Below are 14,023 nucleotides of genomic sequence, written 5' to 3'. Positions count from 1 at the left end.
TGCTGCTATATTTGACTATGTTCAGGCGCGCTTCCCTGGCCGTCGGCGTCCGCACCGAGCAGAATCGCGCGATTCTGGTCGAGCAGTTCCGCGCCCTGCGCCAGCAGGTTCCGCTGATGTACGCGCTGATGCTTGTCGACGCGACGTTCCTCAGCTTCGCTTCCCACGGCACCGTGAACATGTGGTGGAGCCTGGGGATGCCGGTCGCGCTGGCATTGCTCGGCGGGGTGCGCGCGGCTTTCTGGCTGCGGCGGCGAAGCGCGGTGCCGGATCCGGAGATGATTCCGCGCTACCTGCTCGGGACCACCATCGTCGCCGTGGTGCTCAGCCTCGGCTTCGGCGGATGGGGGCTGGTCCTGTATGTCCAGGCCGACCTCGTGCGCCGCGCCTGCATCGCGCTCTATATCTTCATCGGGGCGATCAGCTGCTGCTATTGCCTTCAGTCCTTGCCGCGCGCGGGGCATGTGGTGTTGCTCTGCGGCGCTGCGCCGGTCACGCTCTGCCTGCTCTTTTCGGCCGACTGGTTCCTGCGGGGTGTCGGCTTCAACATCGTCGTCGTCACCACCGTGATCCTGAGCATGCTGCGGGCCAGCCATGCCGGTTTCATCGAAGTGCTGACCTCGCGTGCCGACATGGTGACCGAGCAGCGTCGCGCGCAGGGTGCCGAGCAGCGCGCCCACCAGCTCGCTTATCACGATCCGTTGACCGGCCTGCCTAACCGGCGCGCGCTGGCCGAGGCGCTGGAGACCCGGATGGCGGGGGATAAGCCGCTCGGACTGCTGATCATCGACCTCGATCGCTTCAAGTCGATCAACGATGTCCACGGCCATCACGCCGGCGACCAGCTGCTGCGCGACGTCGCGGCGCGGCTCGGTTCGGTGACCGGCGGGCAGGGAGTCAGTTACCGGCTCGGCGGCGACGAGTTCGCCGTGATCGTCGACGCCGATGGCGAGGGCGTGCGCCGTGTCGCCCATGCCATCGTCCAGGCGATGCTCAAGCCGTTCGCCGGTCCCGATCTGGTCCATCATATCGGCGCGAGCGTGGGAATTTCGCTCTATCCCAACGACGCAGCCGACCGCGAAACGCTGATGCGCCGCGCCGACATCGCACTCTACAAGGCCAAGCAATCGGGACGAAGCCAGCATTGCGCGTTTGAGCCGATGCTCGACGCCGAGATTCGCCGTCGCGCCGAGATCGAACGCGAGTTGCGTGAAGCGATGGAGACCGACGCCTTCGTGCCGCACTACCAGCCGATCGTCGCGCTCGCGAGCGGTGTGGTGGTCGGCTACGAGCTGCTCGCGCGGTGGCCGCGCGGCGACCGCGAGGAGATCGGACCCGAGCAGTTCATTCCGATCGCCGAGGAATGCGGGCTGATCAATCTGCTGATGCTTCGGCTGTTGCGCCGCGCCTGCCGCGAGACTCGCGACTGGGACGTCGCGATCTCGATCAACGTCTCGCCGATCCAGCTCAAGGATCCGTGGTTCAGCCAGAAGGTGCTGGCGGTGCTGACCCGCGAGCGGTTCCCGCCGCAGCGATTGACCATTGAGATCACCGAGAATGCGTTGATCGTCGATGCCGACAGCGCGCAGCAGACGATCGCGTCGCTCAAGAACCAGGGAATCCAGCTGGCGCTCGACGATTTCGGCACCGGTTATTCATCGCTCCAGCATTTGCAGATGCTGCCGTTCGACCGGCTAAAGATCGACCGCTCCTTCGTCACCGCGATGGAGCGCGATCCCGCGGCGATGCGGCTGGTCCACGCGATCATCACGCTCGCCAGCACGCTGGAACTGCCGGTGGTGGCCGAAGGAATCGAATCGGCCTCCACCGCGCGCACGCTCGCCCGGCTCGGCTGCGCGATGGGACAGGGCTTCCATTTCGGCTATCCGATGTCGATGGAGGACATCGAAGCGGCCCGGACGGCGGCGGCTCAGCCCGCGTAGCGGTCTTTCAGGACTTTCCACGTCGCGCGCAGGCTGACCGCCTCGGCGCCCTTGGGCCGGCCCGGCTTGGCCGAGCCATTCCAGCAGAAGATGTCGAAATGCGCCCATTGCGCCTTTTCGGGCGCGAATTCCTTGAGGAACAAGGCCGCGGTGATCGCCCCGCCGAACGGCCCCTCGGCCGCATTGACCAGATCGGCGACGTCCGATTTCAGCGCTTCCTTGTACGGATCGTAGAGCGGCATCCGCCACATCGGATCGGCTTCGGTTTCCGCCGCGGCGAGCAATTCGGCTGCCAGCGTGTCGTCATTGGCGAACAGCGCCTGCAGGTCGGCGCCGAGCGCGACGCGGGCGGCACCGGTGAGCGTCGCGAAGTCGAACACCAATTCGGGATTGCTCTCGGCCGCCTTGGTCAGCGCGTCGCCGAGAATCAGCCGGCCCTCGGCATCGGTGTTGCTGTTCTCGACCGACAGGCCCTTGCGCGAGATCATCACGTCGCCGGGGCGGGTGGCCTCGCCGTTGATCGAATTCTCGACCGCGGGGACAAGCATGTGCAGGCGTACGGGCAGGCGATGCTGCATGACCAGTTCGGCAAGCGCCAGCGCGTGCGCGGCGCCGCCCATATCCTTCTTCATCAGCCGCATGCCGGCGGCGGGCTTGATATCGAGTCCGCCGGTGTCGAAGCACACGCCCTTGCCGATGATCGCGATGCGCGGATGCTCGGGATTGCCCCATTCGAGCTCGATCAACCGCGGCTCGCGGCCCACGCCGGCGGCCTTGCCGACCGCCCAGAGCATGCCATAGCCCTTCTCGACGTCCTTGCCCTTCACGACAGTGAGCGTGGCGCCATAATCCTTCGCCAGATCGGTGGCGGCCGCTTCGAGATCGGCGGGGCCCATGTCGTTGGCGCCGGTGTTGATCCGGTCGCGCAGCTTGAAGGTGACGCTGGCAAGACGCAGCGCCTCTTCCATCCGGGCGGGATCGGCGGTGAGCAGGACGCGCGGCCCCTGCGCCTTGTCGTCCTTCTTCTTGTAGCGATCGAACTTATACTGTGCGGTGAGCCAGCCATGAAGCGCCTTGCCGGGCTCGCGCCCATCGACGCGGTAGGTGCCTTCGGGCAGCGTCTCGGCGAGCTTGGCGAGGCACCAGGGGGTGAGCCGCTCGACATTGGCGACCACGGTCACCACCGACCAATCCTCCGGGCCGTCCCCGGCAGGACCGCGCTGGAATAGGCGGCCGGCGCGAGCTTCTGCGCCTGCGCGGCGGTGCGGTGGCGAGGCGGCTGCGCGGCGAGCCACGCGTCGAAGCCCTTGGCGTCGATCAGGTGGATGGTGCGCGCGGGCTGGCCGCGGTCGGGCTGAATCAGCGTGGAGAGATCAGGCATGGCCAGTGATCTAGGGTCGCGAAGCCGCCGCGCCTAGCCCCCGTACTCAAGATGAAATTTTGTTCATTACGGAACCGGCCCCTGTCCGGCCGGTTGCTCCAGCGCCCTGACGCCTCCCGCCCAGTGGGGGCGCCGCGCTCGCGGGAGACAGCGTGTGACCGATGCTCGTGGCTATTCCGACACTCCGTCCGCGCACTCGGATACGCCGATCGGCGGCGCGCGATCCAGGTGGGGAAGCTGGCTGTCGATCCTGATCGGCGCGATCGTCGCGCTGATCGGGCTGGTGCTCGCGATCGGCGGCCTGTGGCTCGCCATACTCGGCGGGTCGCTTTACTATCTGCTGGCCGGAGCGGCGATGATCGGGGCGGGTGTGCTGCTGGCCCGCGGGCGGATGACCGGAGGGTGGCTATACCTCGCGATCGTCGTGCTGAGCCTCGTCTGGGCGTGGTGGGAAGTCGGCGCCAATGCGTGGGCGCAGGTGCCGCGGGTGATCGCGCCGGTGGTGCTGCTGCTCGCCGTGATCGCGGCAATGGCGACGCTGACCCGGCGACCGGATCGCTGGCGGCTGGCGCTGATCGGCGGAGTCGCGGCGCTGGTGCTCACCACCGCCGATTTCTGGCTGGCCGCCGCCGGTGCGCCGGACCCCGTCCTTGCCGCCTTGCCCGTGGCGGGTACGCGTGGGATGGCTGATCCCTCCGGCGAGCAAGTCGGTGCCGACTGGCCGGTCTATGGTGGCACCACCAGCGCGCGGCGCTATTCGCCGCTGACTCAGATCAACGTCGAGAATGTGGGCAAGCTCAAGCGCGCCTGGACGATCCACACCGGCGACCTCCCGTCCTCGCCGCAGATTCGGGGCACCTATGGCGCCGAGAACACGCCGCTCAAGGTGGGCGACAGCCTGTATCTGTGCACGCCGAAGAACATCATGATCGCGCTCGATCCGGCCACCGGCAAGGAGCGCTGGCGCTACGATCCCAAGGTGCCGGACACTGCGATCCCCTACACGGCCGCATGTCGGGGAGTCGTCTATTACGCGGTGCCCGGCATGGCCGCCGACCAGCCCTGCGCGACGCGGGTGATCGAAGGCACGCTCGATGCGCGGCTGATCGCCGTCGACGCGCGCTCGGGGCGGCTCTGCGCCGATTTCGGCACCAACGGACAGGTCGACGCCAAGATCGGCATGGGCAAGGTCCCCGACGGCTTCGTCTCGATCAATTCGCCGCCGACCGTGGTGCGCGGTATCCTCGTCACCGGCCATCAGGTGCTCGACGGGCAGGATCGCTGGGCGCCCTCAGGGGTGATTCAGGGCTTCGACGCACGCACCGGCCAGCTCCGCTGGGCGTGGGACATGATGCACCCTGAGTGGAACGGCGCGCCGCCGCAAGGGCAGGAATGGGCGCGCGGCACCCCGAACATGTGGACCATGGCGAGCGGCGACGAGCAACTGGGGCTCGTCTATCTGCCGATGGGGAACGCGGCGGCGGATTATTATTCGTCGCTGCGCCGGCCGCAGGAGAATGCATTCGCCACCTCGCTGGTCGCGCTCGACGTCACCACCGGCAAGCCGCGCTGGCGCTTCCAGGCGGTGCGCAAGGACGTATGGGATTACGACTTCGGCGCGCAGGCGACTTTGGTCGATTACAAAGGTGCGCCGGCCTTGGTGCTGCCTTCGAAGCAGGGCGACATCTATGTGCTGGACCGCCGCACCGGGCGGCCGCTGACGCCGGTCGGCGAGATGCGCGTCCCCGGCGGCGGCGTCGAGCCCGAACAACGTGCGCCGACCCAGCCGGTCTCGCTCTGGCATAGCTTGCGCAAGCCCGACCTGACCGAGCGTGACATGTGGGGCATGTCGCCGATCGACCAGATGATCTGCCGGATCCAGTTCCGCCGGGCGAGCTACAAGGGCTTCTTCACACCGCCCGAGAGCGATCGCCACTCGATCGAATATCCAGGTTATAATGGCGGGACTGATTGGGGCGGGATCGCGGTCGATCCGGCGCGGGGGGTTATCGTCGCCAATTACAACGACATGCCCAATTACGTTCGGCTGGTGCCGCGTGCGGAGGCAGACAAGAAGGGTTGGGCACCGCGCGATCAGGCGCGCGGCGCAATCGGCGGGGCCGAGGGCGCGGGCGATCCGCAGGCCAACACGCCCTATGCGATCGACGTCAATGCCGGCTGGCGGCTGCCCTTCACTGGAATGCTCTGCAAGCAACCGCCTTATGGCGGGATCCGCGCGATCGACATGGCGACGGGCAAGACGATCTGGGACCGCGCGTTCGGCGAGGCGCGGACCAACGGCCCGTTCGGCATCCCGTCGATGCTGCCGATCACCATCGGCACGCCCAATAATGGCGGCGCGGTGGTGACCGCGAGCGGGCTGGTGTTCGTCGCGGCGGCGACCGACAATTTGATCCGCGCGATCGATCTGCGGACCGGCAGGACGGTGTGGAAGGACGTGCTGCCGGGCGGCGGGCAGGCGACGCCGATGACCTATGAGATGAACGGCAAGCAATATCTCGTCCTCTATGCCGGCGGGCACCATTTCATGGAAACGCCGGTCAGCGACGAAGTGGTGGCGTATGCGCTGCCCTAGCCCGGATGCGCCCTCACATAGTCGATGAAGGCGCGCAGCGGCGCCGGGACGAGGCGGCGGCCGGGATAATATAGGAAGGGGCCGGGAAAGCTCTGCCACCAGTCTTCGAGGACCGGGACAAGAGCGCCGCTGTCGAAATGCGGGCGCAGCAGCCCTTCGAACGAAGTGACGACGCCCGCACCCGCGATGGCGGTGGCGATCAGCAGGTCGAACGCCGTGCTGAGGCTGACGATCAACGGGCCGGCGGGTTCGACCCGCACCGTCTCGCCGTCGCGGGTGAACTCCCAAGAGTGCAGGGCGCGATTGGCGAAGCGGCCGCGCAGGCAGGCGTGATCGAGCAGGTCGCGCGGATGGGCGGGCGTGCCGCGGCGTGCGAGATAATCAGACGACGCGCCAACTGCAAAGCGCTGCACGCGCGGGCCGATCGGCACTGCGATCATGTCCTGTTCGAGCCGTTCGTCATAGCGAATGCCGGCGTCGCACCCCGAGGCGAGCAGATCGACGAAACTGTCCTCGGCGATGATTTCGAGCTGGATCTCGGGATAGGCGGCGAGAAAGCCAGGCAGGATCCCGGGGAGCACCAGCCGCGCGGCGATCACCGGCACGTTGAGCTTGAGCGTGCCGGCCGGCCGATCGCGGAAGAGATTGACCACGTCGAGCGCCGCCTCGACTTCGCCGAGCGCCGGGCCGAGGCGTTCGAGCAGGCGCGCACCGGCTTCAGTTGGCGCTACGCTGCGGGTAGTGCGATTGAGCAGGCGGACGCCCAATCTGGTTTCCAGCCGGCGCACCGCGTCGCTCAGTCCTGATGCGCTGGCACCGGTGATACGCGCCGCATCACGAAACCCCTTCGCTCGCGCTACCGCGAGAAAGGCGTCGAGGTCGCCGAGATCCATTGTGCGAAATTCCGTACAGCCTGTGCCGATTGTGCCGGATTATCGCGCGAAGATGCAAGGCCTAGATGGGCGGGGTCTCGATACAGGAGTGCAGACGATGTCCGATTTTCCGATGACCTGGCAACTGGGCGACCGCAGCGTGAATCGCGTCGGCTATGGCGCGATGCAGCTCGCCGGACCTGGCGTGTTCGGCCCTCCCAAAGATCGCGATCAAGCGATCGCCGTGCTGCGCGAGGCAGTGGCCTCGGGCGTCAATCACATCGATACGTGTGACTATTACGGCCCCCATGTCACCAACCAGATCCTTCGCGAGGCGCTGCAACCGTATCCGGACGACCTCGTCCTCGTGACCAAGGTCGGCGCCAGGCGGGACGAGAACGGCGCGTGGCTGCCAGCGTTCAGCCCGGACGAGATCGAGTCGGCGGTGCACGACAATCTGCGCAACCTCGGGCTCGAGACGATCCACGCGGTCAACCTCCGCGTGATGGGCGATGGCGGCCATGGGCTCAGCGAAGGCACGATCGCGCCGCAGTTCGAGCGGCTGGCGCGCTTGCGCGAGCAGGGGCTGATCCGTCACCTCGGGATCAGCAACGCCACTGCGACGCAGATCGAGGAGGCGCGGAGCATCGCGCCGGTGGCCTGTGTCCAGAACCACTATAATCTCGCACATCGCGACGACGATGCACTGATCGATACGCTGGCGGAGGCGGGGATCGCCTATGTGCCATTCTTCCCGCTCGGCGGATTCTCGCCGCTTCAATCGGGTGTGCTCGATCAGGTTGCGAAGCAACTGAACGCGACGCCGATGCAGGTCGCGCTGGCGTGGCTGCTGCAGCGGGCGCCGAACATCCTGCTGATCCCGGGCACGTCCTCGGTCGCGCATTTGCGCGAAAATCTGGCGGTGCGGGACCTGAGACTGCCGGCGGACGCCGTGGCGGCGCTCGACGCCATCGCCGGCTAGCGCGCCACCGGCCTGACTTTGGGCGCGCACATCGCCAGCGCGCGGTCGATGATGTGGACCAGTCGTTTGCGGCCCTCGGCGAGTCCATCGGCCCCATCGCCGCGGTCGAGCGTCTCGAAGTTGAGATAGTGCAGCCCATGGAGCACCGCATAGTTGGACAAGGAGCGATCGCTAGCGACAACGCGCTCCTGCACCACGTTGAAGTCCGCGGCGATCATCTGATTGCGGCAGAAAGCGGCGGTCGGACTGTCTTTGGTGCGCCAGGTCGCGAATGCGACGGTGTCGTCGTCATCCCACGGCCAGGCACGGCCTTGGGAGGGGCTGGGGGTGAGCACATCGTCGCAATAGCGGATCGAGATCACCCCCTGGCCCGGCGGATCGGACTGATTGCAGCGCGACTCGCCGGTGTCGAAGCCGCGGCCGTTGGTATGGAGCGCGATGATCGGCATGCCGGGCCTCAAATCGGCGAGGATGCGGCGCGCATAGCCGGGGAGCGCGCTGTCGAAGTTGCGATTGGGATCGACCGGGCGGCCATAATCGACTGCGCGGTTCATCCGCGCGCCATCGTCGGCAATGCCGGCGTCGACAGCGATCAGCGTGCCGCCATATCTGCGCACTGCCTCCAGCCCGGCCTCGAACCCGGCATTCTCATTGTCGTGCGGCACGAACCAGAGCGGGCCACGGCGGTGGCGGACGTTTTCGATGCGCCAGAGCCGCCACGCCGCGCGCTCCTCGCGGAACTCGATACGGCTGACGGCGAGGCCTCTCCACTCGGCGGGATCGCGATGCCGCGCGAAATCGTCGTCCTGCACGGTGAGCGGATCGACCCGCATGACCTGCGTCGCGGGATCGCCTGGGGCGGCGCTCGTCAGGCTGAGCCAGGCGAGGCTGGCGAAGAGCGCGAGCCGGTGCATCAGCGCACCCAGCCCAGGTTGAGACGCGTGAGCGTCATGTCATGACCGGAGTCGCCGTGGCTGAACAGCGAGGGGAGTGGCAGCGGCACGTGCATTGATCCTCGATTCAGCGGATGCTGAATGATCGCGGTGTGAAGTTAGTGTCTAATACAGCAAGATGCCATTGCCGCTTGGTGGGGGAGGCATGGCATGCGCGCATGGTTGGCAGGAGCCTTCGGGCTGCCGCTTTTGTTGGGCTGCGGGCAGCAGACATCATCGGACGCGCATCAAGCCGTTTCTAATCCGCAGCAGATCGCACGCGCTGCGGCGGGTAAGGCGCAGCCCGGGACCCCCGAGCCGAAAACGTTGGAAATCACCGGCTATTACCAAACGATTGCGCCGGATGACGACGAGGAGCCGCCGGTCGCGATATGATGCGATACGGACAAGTTCCGGCTGTCGATCCGCCCCGGTTTCGGAAATCGCTCGATTGCAGCTTTCCGGCGCGCCTGGCGATCCCGCTCGCCACGCTGATCCAGCCGAGCGTATCAACAGGCGCGGGCCCGAATGCCTGGGCGCCCGGGCGACACGAATCGATCTCGACTATGAATCGAAGCGTGAAAAGGTGGCGGTCGCGGAGCAGACTTGGTCCTCCTACGAACTCCAGGATGACAGATCGGCGAACCGCGAGCGCAGCGAACGGCGCTACGAGTCGCAGCGCTCGCTGAGCATGTGGGAATCAAGACGAGACGACCGTAAGCAGAAAGCGGCGCGGTCCGCTCAGAGAAGCGGCACGCCGTAGAGATCGTGTTCGTCCGCATCCTCGATCGTCACGCGGACGATGTCGCCCTGTTTGAGGTGCCCGGCGTCGCGCAGGAACACTTCGCCGTCGATCTCGGGCGCGTCGGCCTGGCTGCGGCCGGTGGCGCCGTCCTCGCCGACTTCGTCGATGATCACCTCCAGCGTGCGGCCAATCTTCGCCTGGAGCTTGGCGGCGGAGATCGCCGCGGTCTTTTCCATCACGCGGGCATAGCGCTCTTCCTTGACTTCCTCGGGCACTGGATCGGGCAGGAAGTTCGCCGAGGCGCCTTCGACCGGCTCGAAGCGGAATGCGCCGACGCGATCGAGCTGGGCCTCATCGAGCCAGTCGAGCAGATATTGGAAATCCGCCTCGGTCTCGCCGGGGAAGCCGACGACGAAAGTCGAGCGGATCGTGATGTCGGGGGCGATTTCGCGCCAGCCGCGCAGTCGCTCGAGCACCTTCGCCTCGTTGGCGGGGCGGCGCATGCGGCGCAGCACGCTGGGCGAGGCATGCTGGAACGGGATGTCGAGATAGGGGAGGATCAGTCCCTCGGCCATCAGCGGGATGACCTGATCGACATGGGGGTAGGGATAGACATAGTGCAGCCGCACCCACGGCGCGATCTTGCCGAGCTCGCGGGCGAGATCGGTCATGTGGGGGATCACTTCCTGCCCCTTCCACATCCGCGGCTCCTTGCGGATGTCGACGCCGTAGGCCGAAGTGTCCTGGCTGATGACCAGCAATTCCTTCGTCCCGGCTTCCACCAGCTTTTCCGCCTCGCGCAGGATCGCGTCGGGGCGGCGGCTGACGAGATCGCCGCGTAAGGAGGGGATGATGCAGAAGGCGCAGCGATGGTTGCAGCCCTCGGAGATCTTCAGATAGCTGTAATGCCGCGGCGTCAGCTTGAGCCCGGCATCGGGGACGAGATTGACGAACGGCGAGGGCGGCATCGGCGCCGCTTCATGGACCGCGCCGACGACTTCCTCATATTGATGCGCCCCGGTGACCGCGAGGACGTTGGGGAAGCGCGCGCGGATCAGCTCGGCCTCCTTGCCCATGCAGCCGGTGACGATGACGCGGCCATTCTCGGCGATCGCCTCGCCGATCGCTTCGAGCGACTCTTCCTTGGCGCTGTCGAGAAAGCCGCAGGTGTTGACCAGCACGATGTCGGCGCCCTGATAATCGGGGGACATCGCATAGCCGTCGCTGCGCAGCTTGGTGAGGATGCGTTCGCTGTCGACGAGGTTCTTCGGACAGCCGAGCGAGACCATCCCGATGCGAGGGGACTCAGGGAGTTTGGTTGCCATGATTGCCGCGCGACATAGGCTTTTTGGCGCAAATTGCTAGCCGGGGGTTTCCGGCGTAGCTTCGCTACCCTGCAGATACACGGAGGGGAAGATGCCGTTTCATTGGCTTGCGATTCTGCTGGCGGCGCTGGCCGGCTTCGTGGTGGGCGGGCTCTGGTATGGGCCGCTGTTCGGCAAAGCGTGGATGAAGGCGCGCGGGATCACGCCGGAGAGCGCAGCGAAGGCCAACATGCCGTTGATCTTCGGCGCGACCTTCGTGCTCAACCTCGTCGCCGCGTTCATGCTCGATCATCTTTACGCGACCTATGATGCGCCGCCAGGGCTGCACCATTCGCTGGTGATCGCGGCGATCATCGGGGTGGGCTTCATCGCGACCTCGATCGGCGTGAATTATCTTTTCTCGCGCCAGCCGCGTGTCCTGTTCCTGATCGATGCGGGATACTGGATCACGATCTATCTGGTGATGGGCGCGATTCTGGGGCTGCTGAGGTGAGGTCGTAGAGTCATGGATCGCGCGCTGATTGCCGAAAGCGAGACCCCTTGTCTTGTTCCTCATCCGTTCTAAAGGGCGAGAGAAGATTGGAAGGGGCGACGTAGCGATCTCCTTTCGCAAATGGAGAACGTGCATGACAATCCCGGCCCTCGGCGATCCTTCCCCAACCGGCGAGGCCGAGCTTCTCCGGGAAACCGAACGTGCCAGGCTTCGCGCCCTGGTCCGTGGCGACGTCGATCAGGCACGAAAGTTTCACGCGCCGGACTTCCAGTTGATAACGCCGATCGGCGCTGCTTTGTCCAACGACGACTATATGGGCGCGATCGCCTCCGGGCAGCTCAAATATCTGACATGGCAGCCCGCCGACATCGCGGTGCGGCTATATGGCGGGGGCGCGGTCATTCGGTATCGTGCCCAGCTCGAACTTGTCTTCGGCGGGCACAAGATCCCCCTCAGCGACTATTGGCACACCGACATTTATGAGAAGCATGACGGGCGCTGGATGGTCGTCTGGTCGCAAGCCACCGCCATTCAATAGGTCTTCGGCGCCGCGCCGCGACCTTCGCATTATGAGCCCACAACCTAGGCCGGGGCGATCGGCGCCCGGAACAGGAAGAAGGCGCCCGCGGCGATCAGCGCGAAGCCGATCAGATGGTTCACCGTGATCTTCTGCCCGAGATAAAGGATCGAAAAGGCCGCGAACACCGCTAGCGTGATCACTTCCTGCATGCCCTTGAGCTGCGCGGCGGAGTAGACGCTGCTTCCCCAGCGGTTGGCGGGGACGGCGAGCAGATATTCGGGGAGCGCGATTCCCCAGCTGACGAGGATCACCAGCAGTAGCGGTGCGGCCTTGAACTTGAGATGACCGTACCAGGCGAAGGTCATGAAGATGTTCGAGACGACGAGCATCAGGATCGGAAGGACATGCGCAGAGAAGGCGGGAGGCATGATGCGACCATCACCGACTCGGGCGAGGGGTCAAGAACCAAAGTGACGACATGCGCGGAAGTGGCGGCGCAGCTCCGCGCGATCGGCGTGCGCGAGGGCGGGGTGCTGCTGATGCATTCGAGCTTCCGCGCGGTGCGCCCGGTGGAGGGCGGACCGCTGGGGCTGATCGCCGCGCTGCAGGCGGCGCTGGGGCCGGAAGGCACGCTGGCGATGCCCTCGGCGACAGGCGACGACGACGCGCCGTTCGATCCCGCGACCAGTGCGAACCGCGAGGATCTCGGGATCGTGCCGTGCTTGTTCTGGCAGCAGCCGGGCGTGGTGCGCAGCGCGCATTTCGATGCGGTGGCGGCAGTCGGGCCAAGGGCGGAATGGATCACCGGCGGGCCGTTCGTGTTACCGCCCGCAGCGCCGGGGAGCGCGATCGACCGGATCCGCGAGGCAGACGGCCAGATCCTGCTGCTCGGCGTGGGGCATGATGCCAATACGATGCTGCATCTGGCCGAATTGCTGGGCGGCGCGCCCTATCGCAGCGCCTTCCACTATACCCGCGCCGACGGCGTGCGTGTGGATTATGGCGAGAATGACAGCTGCTGCGAGAAATTCGCACTCGCCGACGAATGGCTGCGTGCAGAAGGGCTCCAGCGCGAGGGGCGGGTCGGGAAAGCCCATGCGCGGCTTATCGAGGCGGAGGACCTCATCCGCGTGGCGGTGCCGCGGATACGCGCGGACCCCTTGGTCTTTCTGCACGACGCCGACGAAGGTTGCGAGGAGTGCGACGAGGCGCGGGAGAGCCTCAGCCGGTGACGATCTCGACGATCAGATCGCCGGCCCTCAACGCTTGGGCTTCGGGTGCCTTGTGGCCGTGGGCGACGCCATCGCGATAGAGGCGGACGCCGAGGCCGGTCTGGATCGCAGTGAGAGGCTTGCCGATCTCTTCGGTGCGCACCGGACGCTCTGAAAGTTCGACCTCGCCGTGAAACGAGGCGAGATCCATCAGATATTCGGAAAGATGCGGGCCCTTGCATGAGCTGGCGAGCAGGAGACCGGCGAAGCTGACCGGATTGACCACCGTGGTCGCGCCCGCGGCGCGCGCGGGCAGCTCGTTATCCTCGTTGCGGACGATGATGCTGATCGGGATCGCGGGAGCGAGGTGGCGGGCGGTCAGGGTGATCAGGATCGAGGTGTCGTCGCGGCCGGCGCAGACGATCATCGACTCGGCACTTTCGATCCGCACGTCCTTGAGCACCTGATCGCGGGTCGCGTCGCCCTGAAGCACGGTGCAGCCGCATTCCTTCGCACGACCGAGATTCTCCTCGCGCGTGTCGATCACGACGATGCGTCCACGATCGGTGCCGCGCGCGATCAGCTCATCGACGGTCTCCGAGCCGGTGGTGCCGTAGCCGGCCACGATGATGTGACCCGAAAGGGTCCGCTGGATCACTGCCATACGCCATTTGTCCCAAGTGCGTTTGAGCACGAAATTATAGGCGGTGCCGAGGAAGAGCAGCACCACGAAGACGCGGATCGGGGTAACCACGAAGGCGTCGAACATCCGCGCCGAATTGCTGACCGGCACGATGTCGCCATAGCCGGTGGTGGTCACCGAAATCGACGTGAAATAGAGGATGTCGAGAAAGCTGACATGCCCGTCAGCGGCGTCCTTCAGCCCGTCGCGCTCGAGCCAGTGGACCCCGACCGCGAGCCCGAGCAACGCAAGCACCGCGAGCACGCGCCAGCCGATCGAGATCCAGACCGGCAGGCTCGATTTGCGCTTGAGCGTCGCAGAGGGAAGCACGGGCATCGGCG

At 66.1% G+C, this 14,023-nt stretch carries 13 protein-coding genes and 1 pseudogene; 8 read left to right on the top strand and 6 right to left on the bottom strand.

The genetic code is table 11. The features are described from left to right. The first annotated feature begins 17 nt into the window (after nt 1–17). Nucleotides 18–1,943 (top strand): putative bifunctional diguanylate cyclase/phosphodiesterase, encoded by a 1,926-nt coding sequence (locus tag CVN68_RS06290; protein WP_100281434.1) that lies wholly within the window; start codon nt 18–20, stop codon nt 1,941–1,943. On the opposite strand, the pseudogene CVN68_RS06285 reads toward CVN68_RS06290, so the two are convergent. Beyond that, a pseudogene (locus CVN68_RS06285) lies at nt 1,931–3,324 on the bottom strand (leucyl aminopeptidase family protein). The gene CVN68_RS06290 and the pseudogene CVN68_RS06285 overlap by 13 nt on opposite strands. Nucleotides 3,325–3,532: 208 nt before the next feature. Here CVN68_RS06285 and CVN68_RS06280 point away from each other — a divergent pair. Beyond that, on the top strand, nt 3,533–5,920 hold the full coding sequence (locus CVN68_RS06280) for a membrane-bound PQQ-dependent dehydrogenase, glucose/quinate/shikimate family (protein WP_100284248.1): 2,388 nt from the start codon (nt 3,533–3,535) through the stop codon (nt 5,918–5,920). Here the strand turns inward: CVN68_RS06280 and CVN68_RS06275 are convergent. After that, nucleotides 5,917–6,813: a LysR family transcriptional regulator gene (locus tag CVN68_RS06275; RefSeq protein WP_100281433.1), complete on the bottom strand. Its 897-nt coding sequence runs from the start codon at nt 6,811–6,813 to the stop codon at nt 5,917–5,919. The two genes, CVN68_RS06280 and CVN68_RS06275, sit on opposite strands and share 4 nt — an antisense overlap. Nucleotides 6,814–6,910: 97 nt before the next feature. On the opposite strand from CVN68_RS06275, the gene CVN68_RS06270 reads away from it, so the two are divergent. Further along, a complete protein-coding gene (locus CVN68_RS06270) occupies nt 6,911–7,774 on the top strand; it encodes an aldo/keto reductase family oxidoreductase (RefSeq protein ID WP_100284247.1) in 864 nt (287 codons plus the stop codon). Here CVN68_RS06270 and CVN68_RS06265 read toward each other — a convergent pair. After that, nucleotides 7,771–8,688, bottom strand: a complete 918-nt coding sequence (locus CVN68_RS06265) for a hypothetical protein (RefSeq protein WP_100281432.1) — start codon at nt 8,686–8,688, stop codon at nt 7,771–7,773. The genes CVN68_RS06270 and CVN68_RS06265 overlap by 4 nt on opposite strands. 189 nt (nt 8,689–8,877) lie before the next feature. Between CVN68_RS06265 and CVN68_RS06260 the strand changes: the two genes are divergently transcribed. Together CVN68_RS06260 and CVN68_RS23080 are read left to right on the top strand one after the other, a co-directional pair. Further along, nucleotides 8,878–9,102 (top strand): hypothetical protein, encoded by a 225-nt coding sequence (locus CVN68_RS06260; RefSeq protein WP_100281431.1) that lies wholly within the window; start codon nt 8,878–8,880, stop codon nt 9,100–9,102. Between the two features lie 55 nt (nt 9,103–9,157). Continuing rightward, nucleotides 9,158–9,469: a hypothetical protein gene (locus tag CVN68_RS23080; protein WP_158298764.1), complete on the top strand. Its 312-nt coding sequence runs from the start codon at nt 9,158–9,160 to the stop codon at nt 9,467–9,469. Here the strand turns inward: CVN68_RS23080 and rimO are convergent. Beyond that, on the bottom strand, nt 9,448–10,776 hold the full coding sequence (gene rimO / locus CVN68_RS06255; RefSeq protein ID WP_100281430.1) for a 30S ribosomal protein S12 methylthiotransferase RimO: 1,329 nt from the start codon (nt 10,774–10,776) through the stop codon (nt 9,448–9,450). The genes CVN68_RS23080 and rimO overlap by 22 nt on opposite strands. A gap of 91 nt (nt 10,777–10,867) precedes the next feature. Here rimO and CVN68_RS06250 point away from each other — a divergent pair, with 91 nt between their 5' ends. Continuing rightward, the gene (locus CVN68_RS06250) at nt 10,868–11,269 is read left to right on the top strand and encodes a DUF1761 domain-containing protein (protein WP_100281429.1); all 402 of its coding nucleotides are present in this window, start codon (nt 10,868–10,870) and stop codon (nt 11,267–11,269) included. A gap of 133 nt (nt 11,270–11,402) precedes the next feature. Further along, nucleotides 11,403–11,807 (top strand): nuclear transport factor 2 family protein, encoded by a 405-nt coding sequence (locus CVN68_RS06245; protein WP_100281428.1) that lies wholly within the window; start codon nt 11,403–11,405, stop codon nt 11,805–11,807. Between the two features lie 44 nt (nt 11,808–11,851). Here the strand turns inward: CVN68_RS06245 and CVN68_RS06240 are convergent, their stop codons facing one another. Next, nucleotides 11,852–12,217: a DMT family protein gene (locus CVN68_RS06240; RefSeq protein WP_100284246.1), complete on the bottom strand. Its 366-nt coding sequence runs from the start codon at nt 12,215–12,217 to the stop codon at nt 11,852–11,854. Nucleotides 12,218–12,259: 42 nt separating this feature from the next. On the opposite strand from CVN68_RS06240, the gene CVN68_RS06235 reads away from it, so the two are divergent. Beyond that, complete coding sequence (locus tag CVN68_RS06235; RefSeq protein WP_233503607.1) at nt 12,260–13,021, top strand: AAC(3) family N-acetyltransferase; 762 nt, start codon at nt 12,260–12,262, stop codon at nt 13,019–13,021. On the opposite strand, the gene CVN68_RS06230 is transcribed toward CVN68_RS06235, so the two are convergent. Further along, nucleotides 13,011–14,018: a potassium channel family protein gene (locus CVN68_RS06230; protein ID WP_100281427.1), complete on the bottom strand. Its 1,008-nt coding sequence runs from the start codon at nt 14,016–14,018 to the stop codon at nt 13,011–13,013. The genes CVN68_RS06235 and CVN68_RS06230 overlap by 11 nt on opposite strands. Nucleotides 14,019–14,023 lie beyond the last annotated feature (5 nt).

Origin of the sequence: Sphingomonas psychrotolerans, from assembly GCF_002796605.1 — a bacterium.
Taxonomy (GTDB): Bacteria; Pseudomonadota; Alphaproteobacteria; order Sphingomonadales; family Sphingomonadaceae; genus Sphingomonas; species Sphingomonas psychrotolerans.
The sequence above is the reverse complement of the archived record's forward strand: the minus strand, read 5'-3'. Positions and strand labels throughout refer to the sequence as shown.

Excerpts from the sequence above, each read along its gene's own strand:
- CVN68_RS06290 (WP_100281434.1), top strand. The coding sequence starts at position 18 with ATGTTCAGGCGCGCTTCCCTGGCCGTCGGCGTCCGCACCGAGCAGAAT.
- CVN68_RS06275 (WP_100281433.1), bottom strand. The coding sequence starts at position 6,813 with ATGGATCTCGGCGACCTCGACGCCTTTCTCGCGGTAGCGCGAGCGAAG.
- CVN68_RS06270 (WP_100284247.1), top strand. The coding sequence starts at position 6,911 with ATGTCCGATTTTCCGATGACCTGGCAACTGGGCGACCGCAGCGTGAAT.
- CVN68_RS06265 (WP_100281432.1), bottom strand. The coding sequence starts at position 8,688 with ATGCACCGGCTCGCGCTCTTCGCCAGCCTCGCCTGGCTCAGCCTGACG.
- CVN68_RS06260 (WP_100281431.1), top strand. The coding sequence starts at position 8,878 with ATGCGCGCATGGTTGGCAGGAGCCTTCGGGCTGCCGCTTTTGTTGGGC.
- rimO (WP_100281430.1), bottom strand. The coding sequence starts at position 10,776 with ATGGCAACCAAACTCCCTGAGTCCCCTCGCATCGGGATGGTCTCGCTC.
- CVN68_RS06250 (WP_100281429.1), top strand. The coding sequence starts at position 10,868 with ATGCCGTTTCATTGGCTTGCGATTCTGCTGGCGGCGCTGGCCGGCTTC.
- CVN68_RS06245 (WP_100281428.1), top strand. The coding sequence starts at position 11,403 with ATGACAATCCCGGCCCTCGGCGATCCTTCCCCAACCGGCGAGGCCGAG.
- CVN68_RS06240 (WP_100284246.1), bottom strand. The coding sequence starts at position 12,217 with ATGCCTCCCGCCTTCTCTGCGCATGTCCTTCCGATCCTGATGCTCGTC.
- CVN68_RS06230 (WP_100281427.1), bottom strand. The coding sequence starts at position 14,018 with ATGCCCGTGCTTCCCTCTGCGACGCTCAAGCGCAAATCGAGCCTGCCG.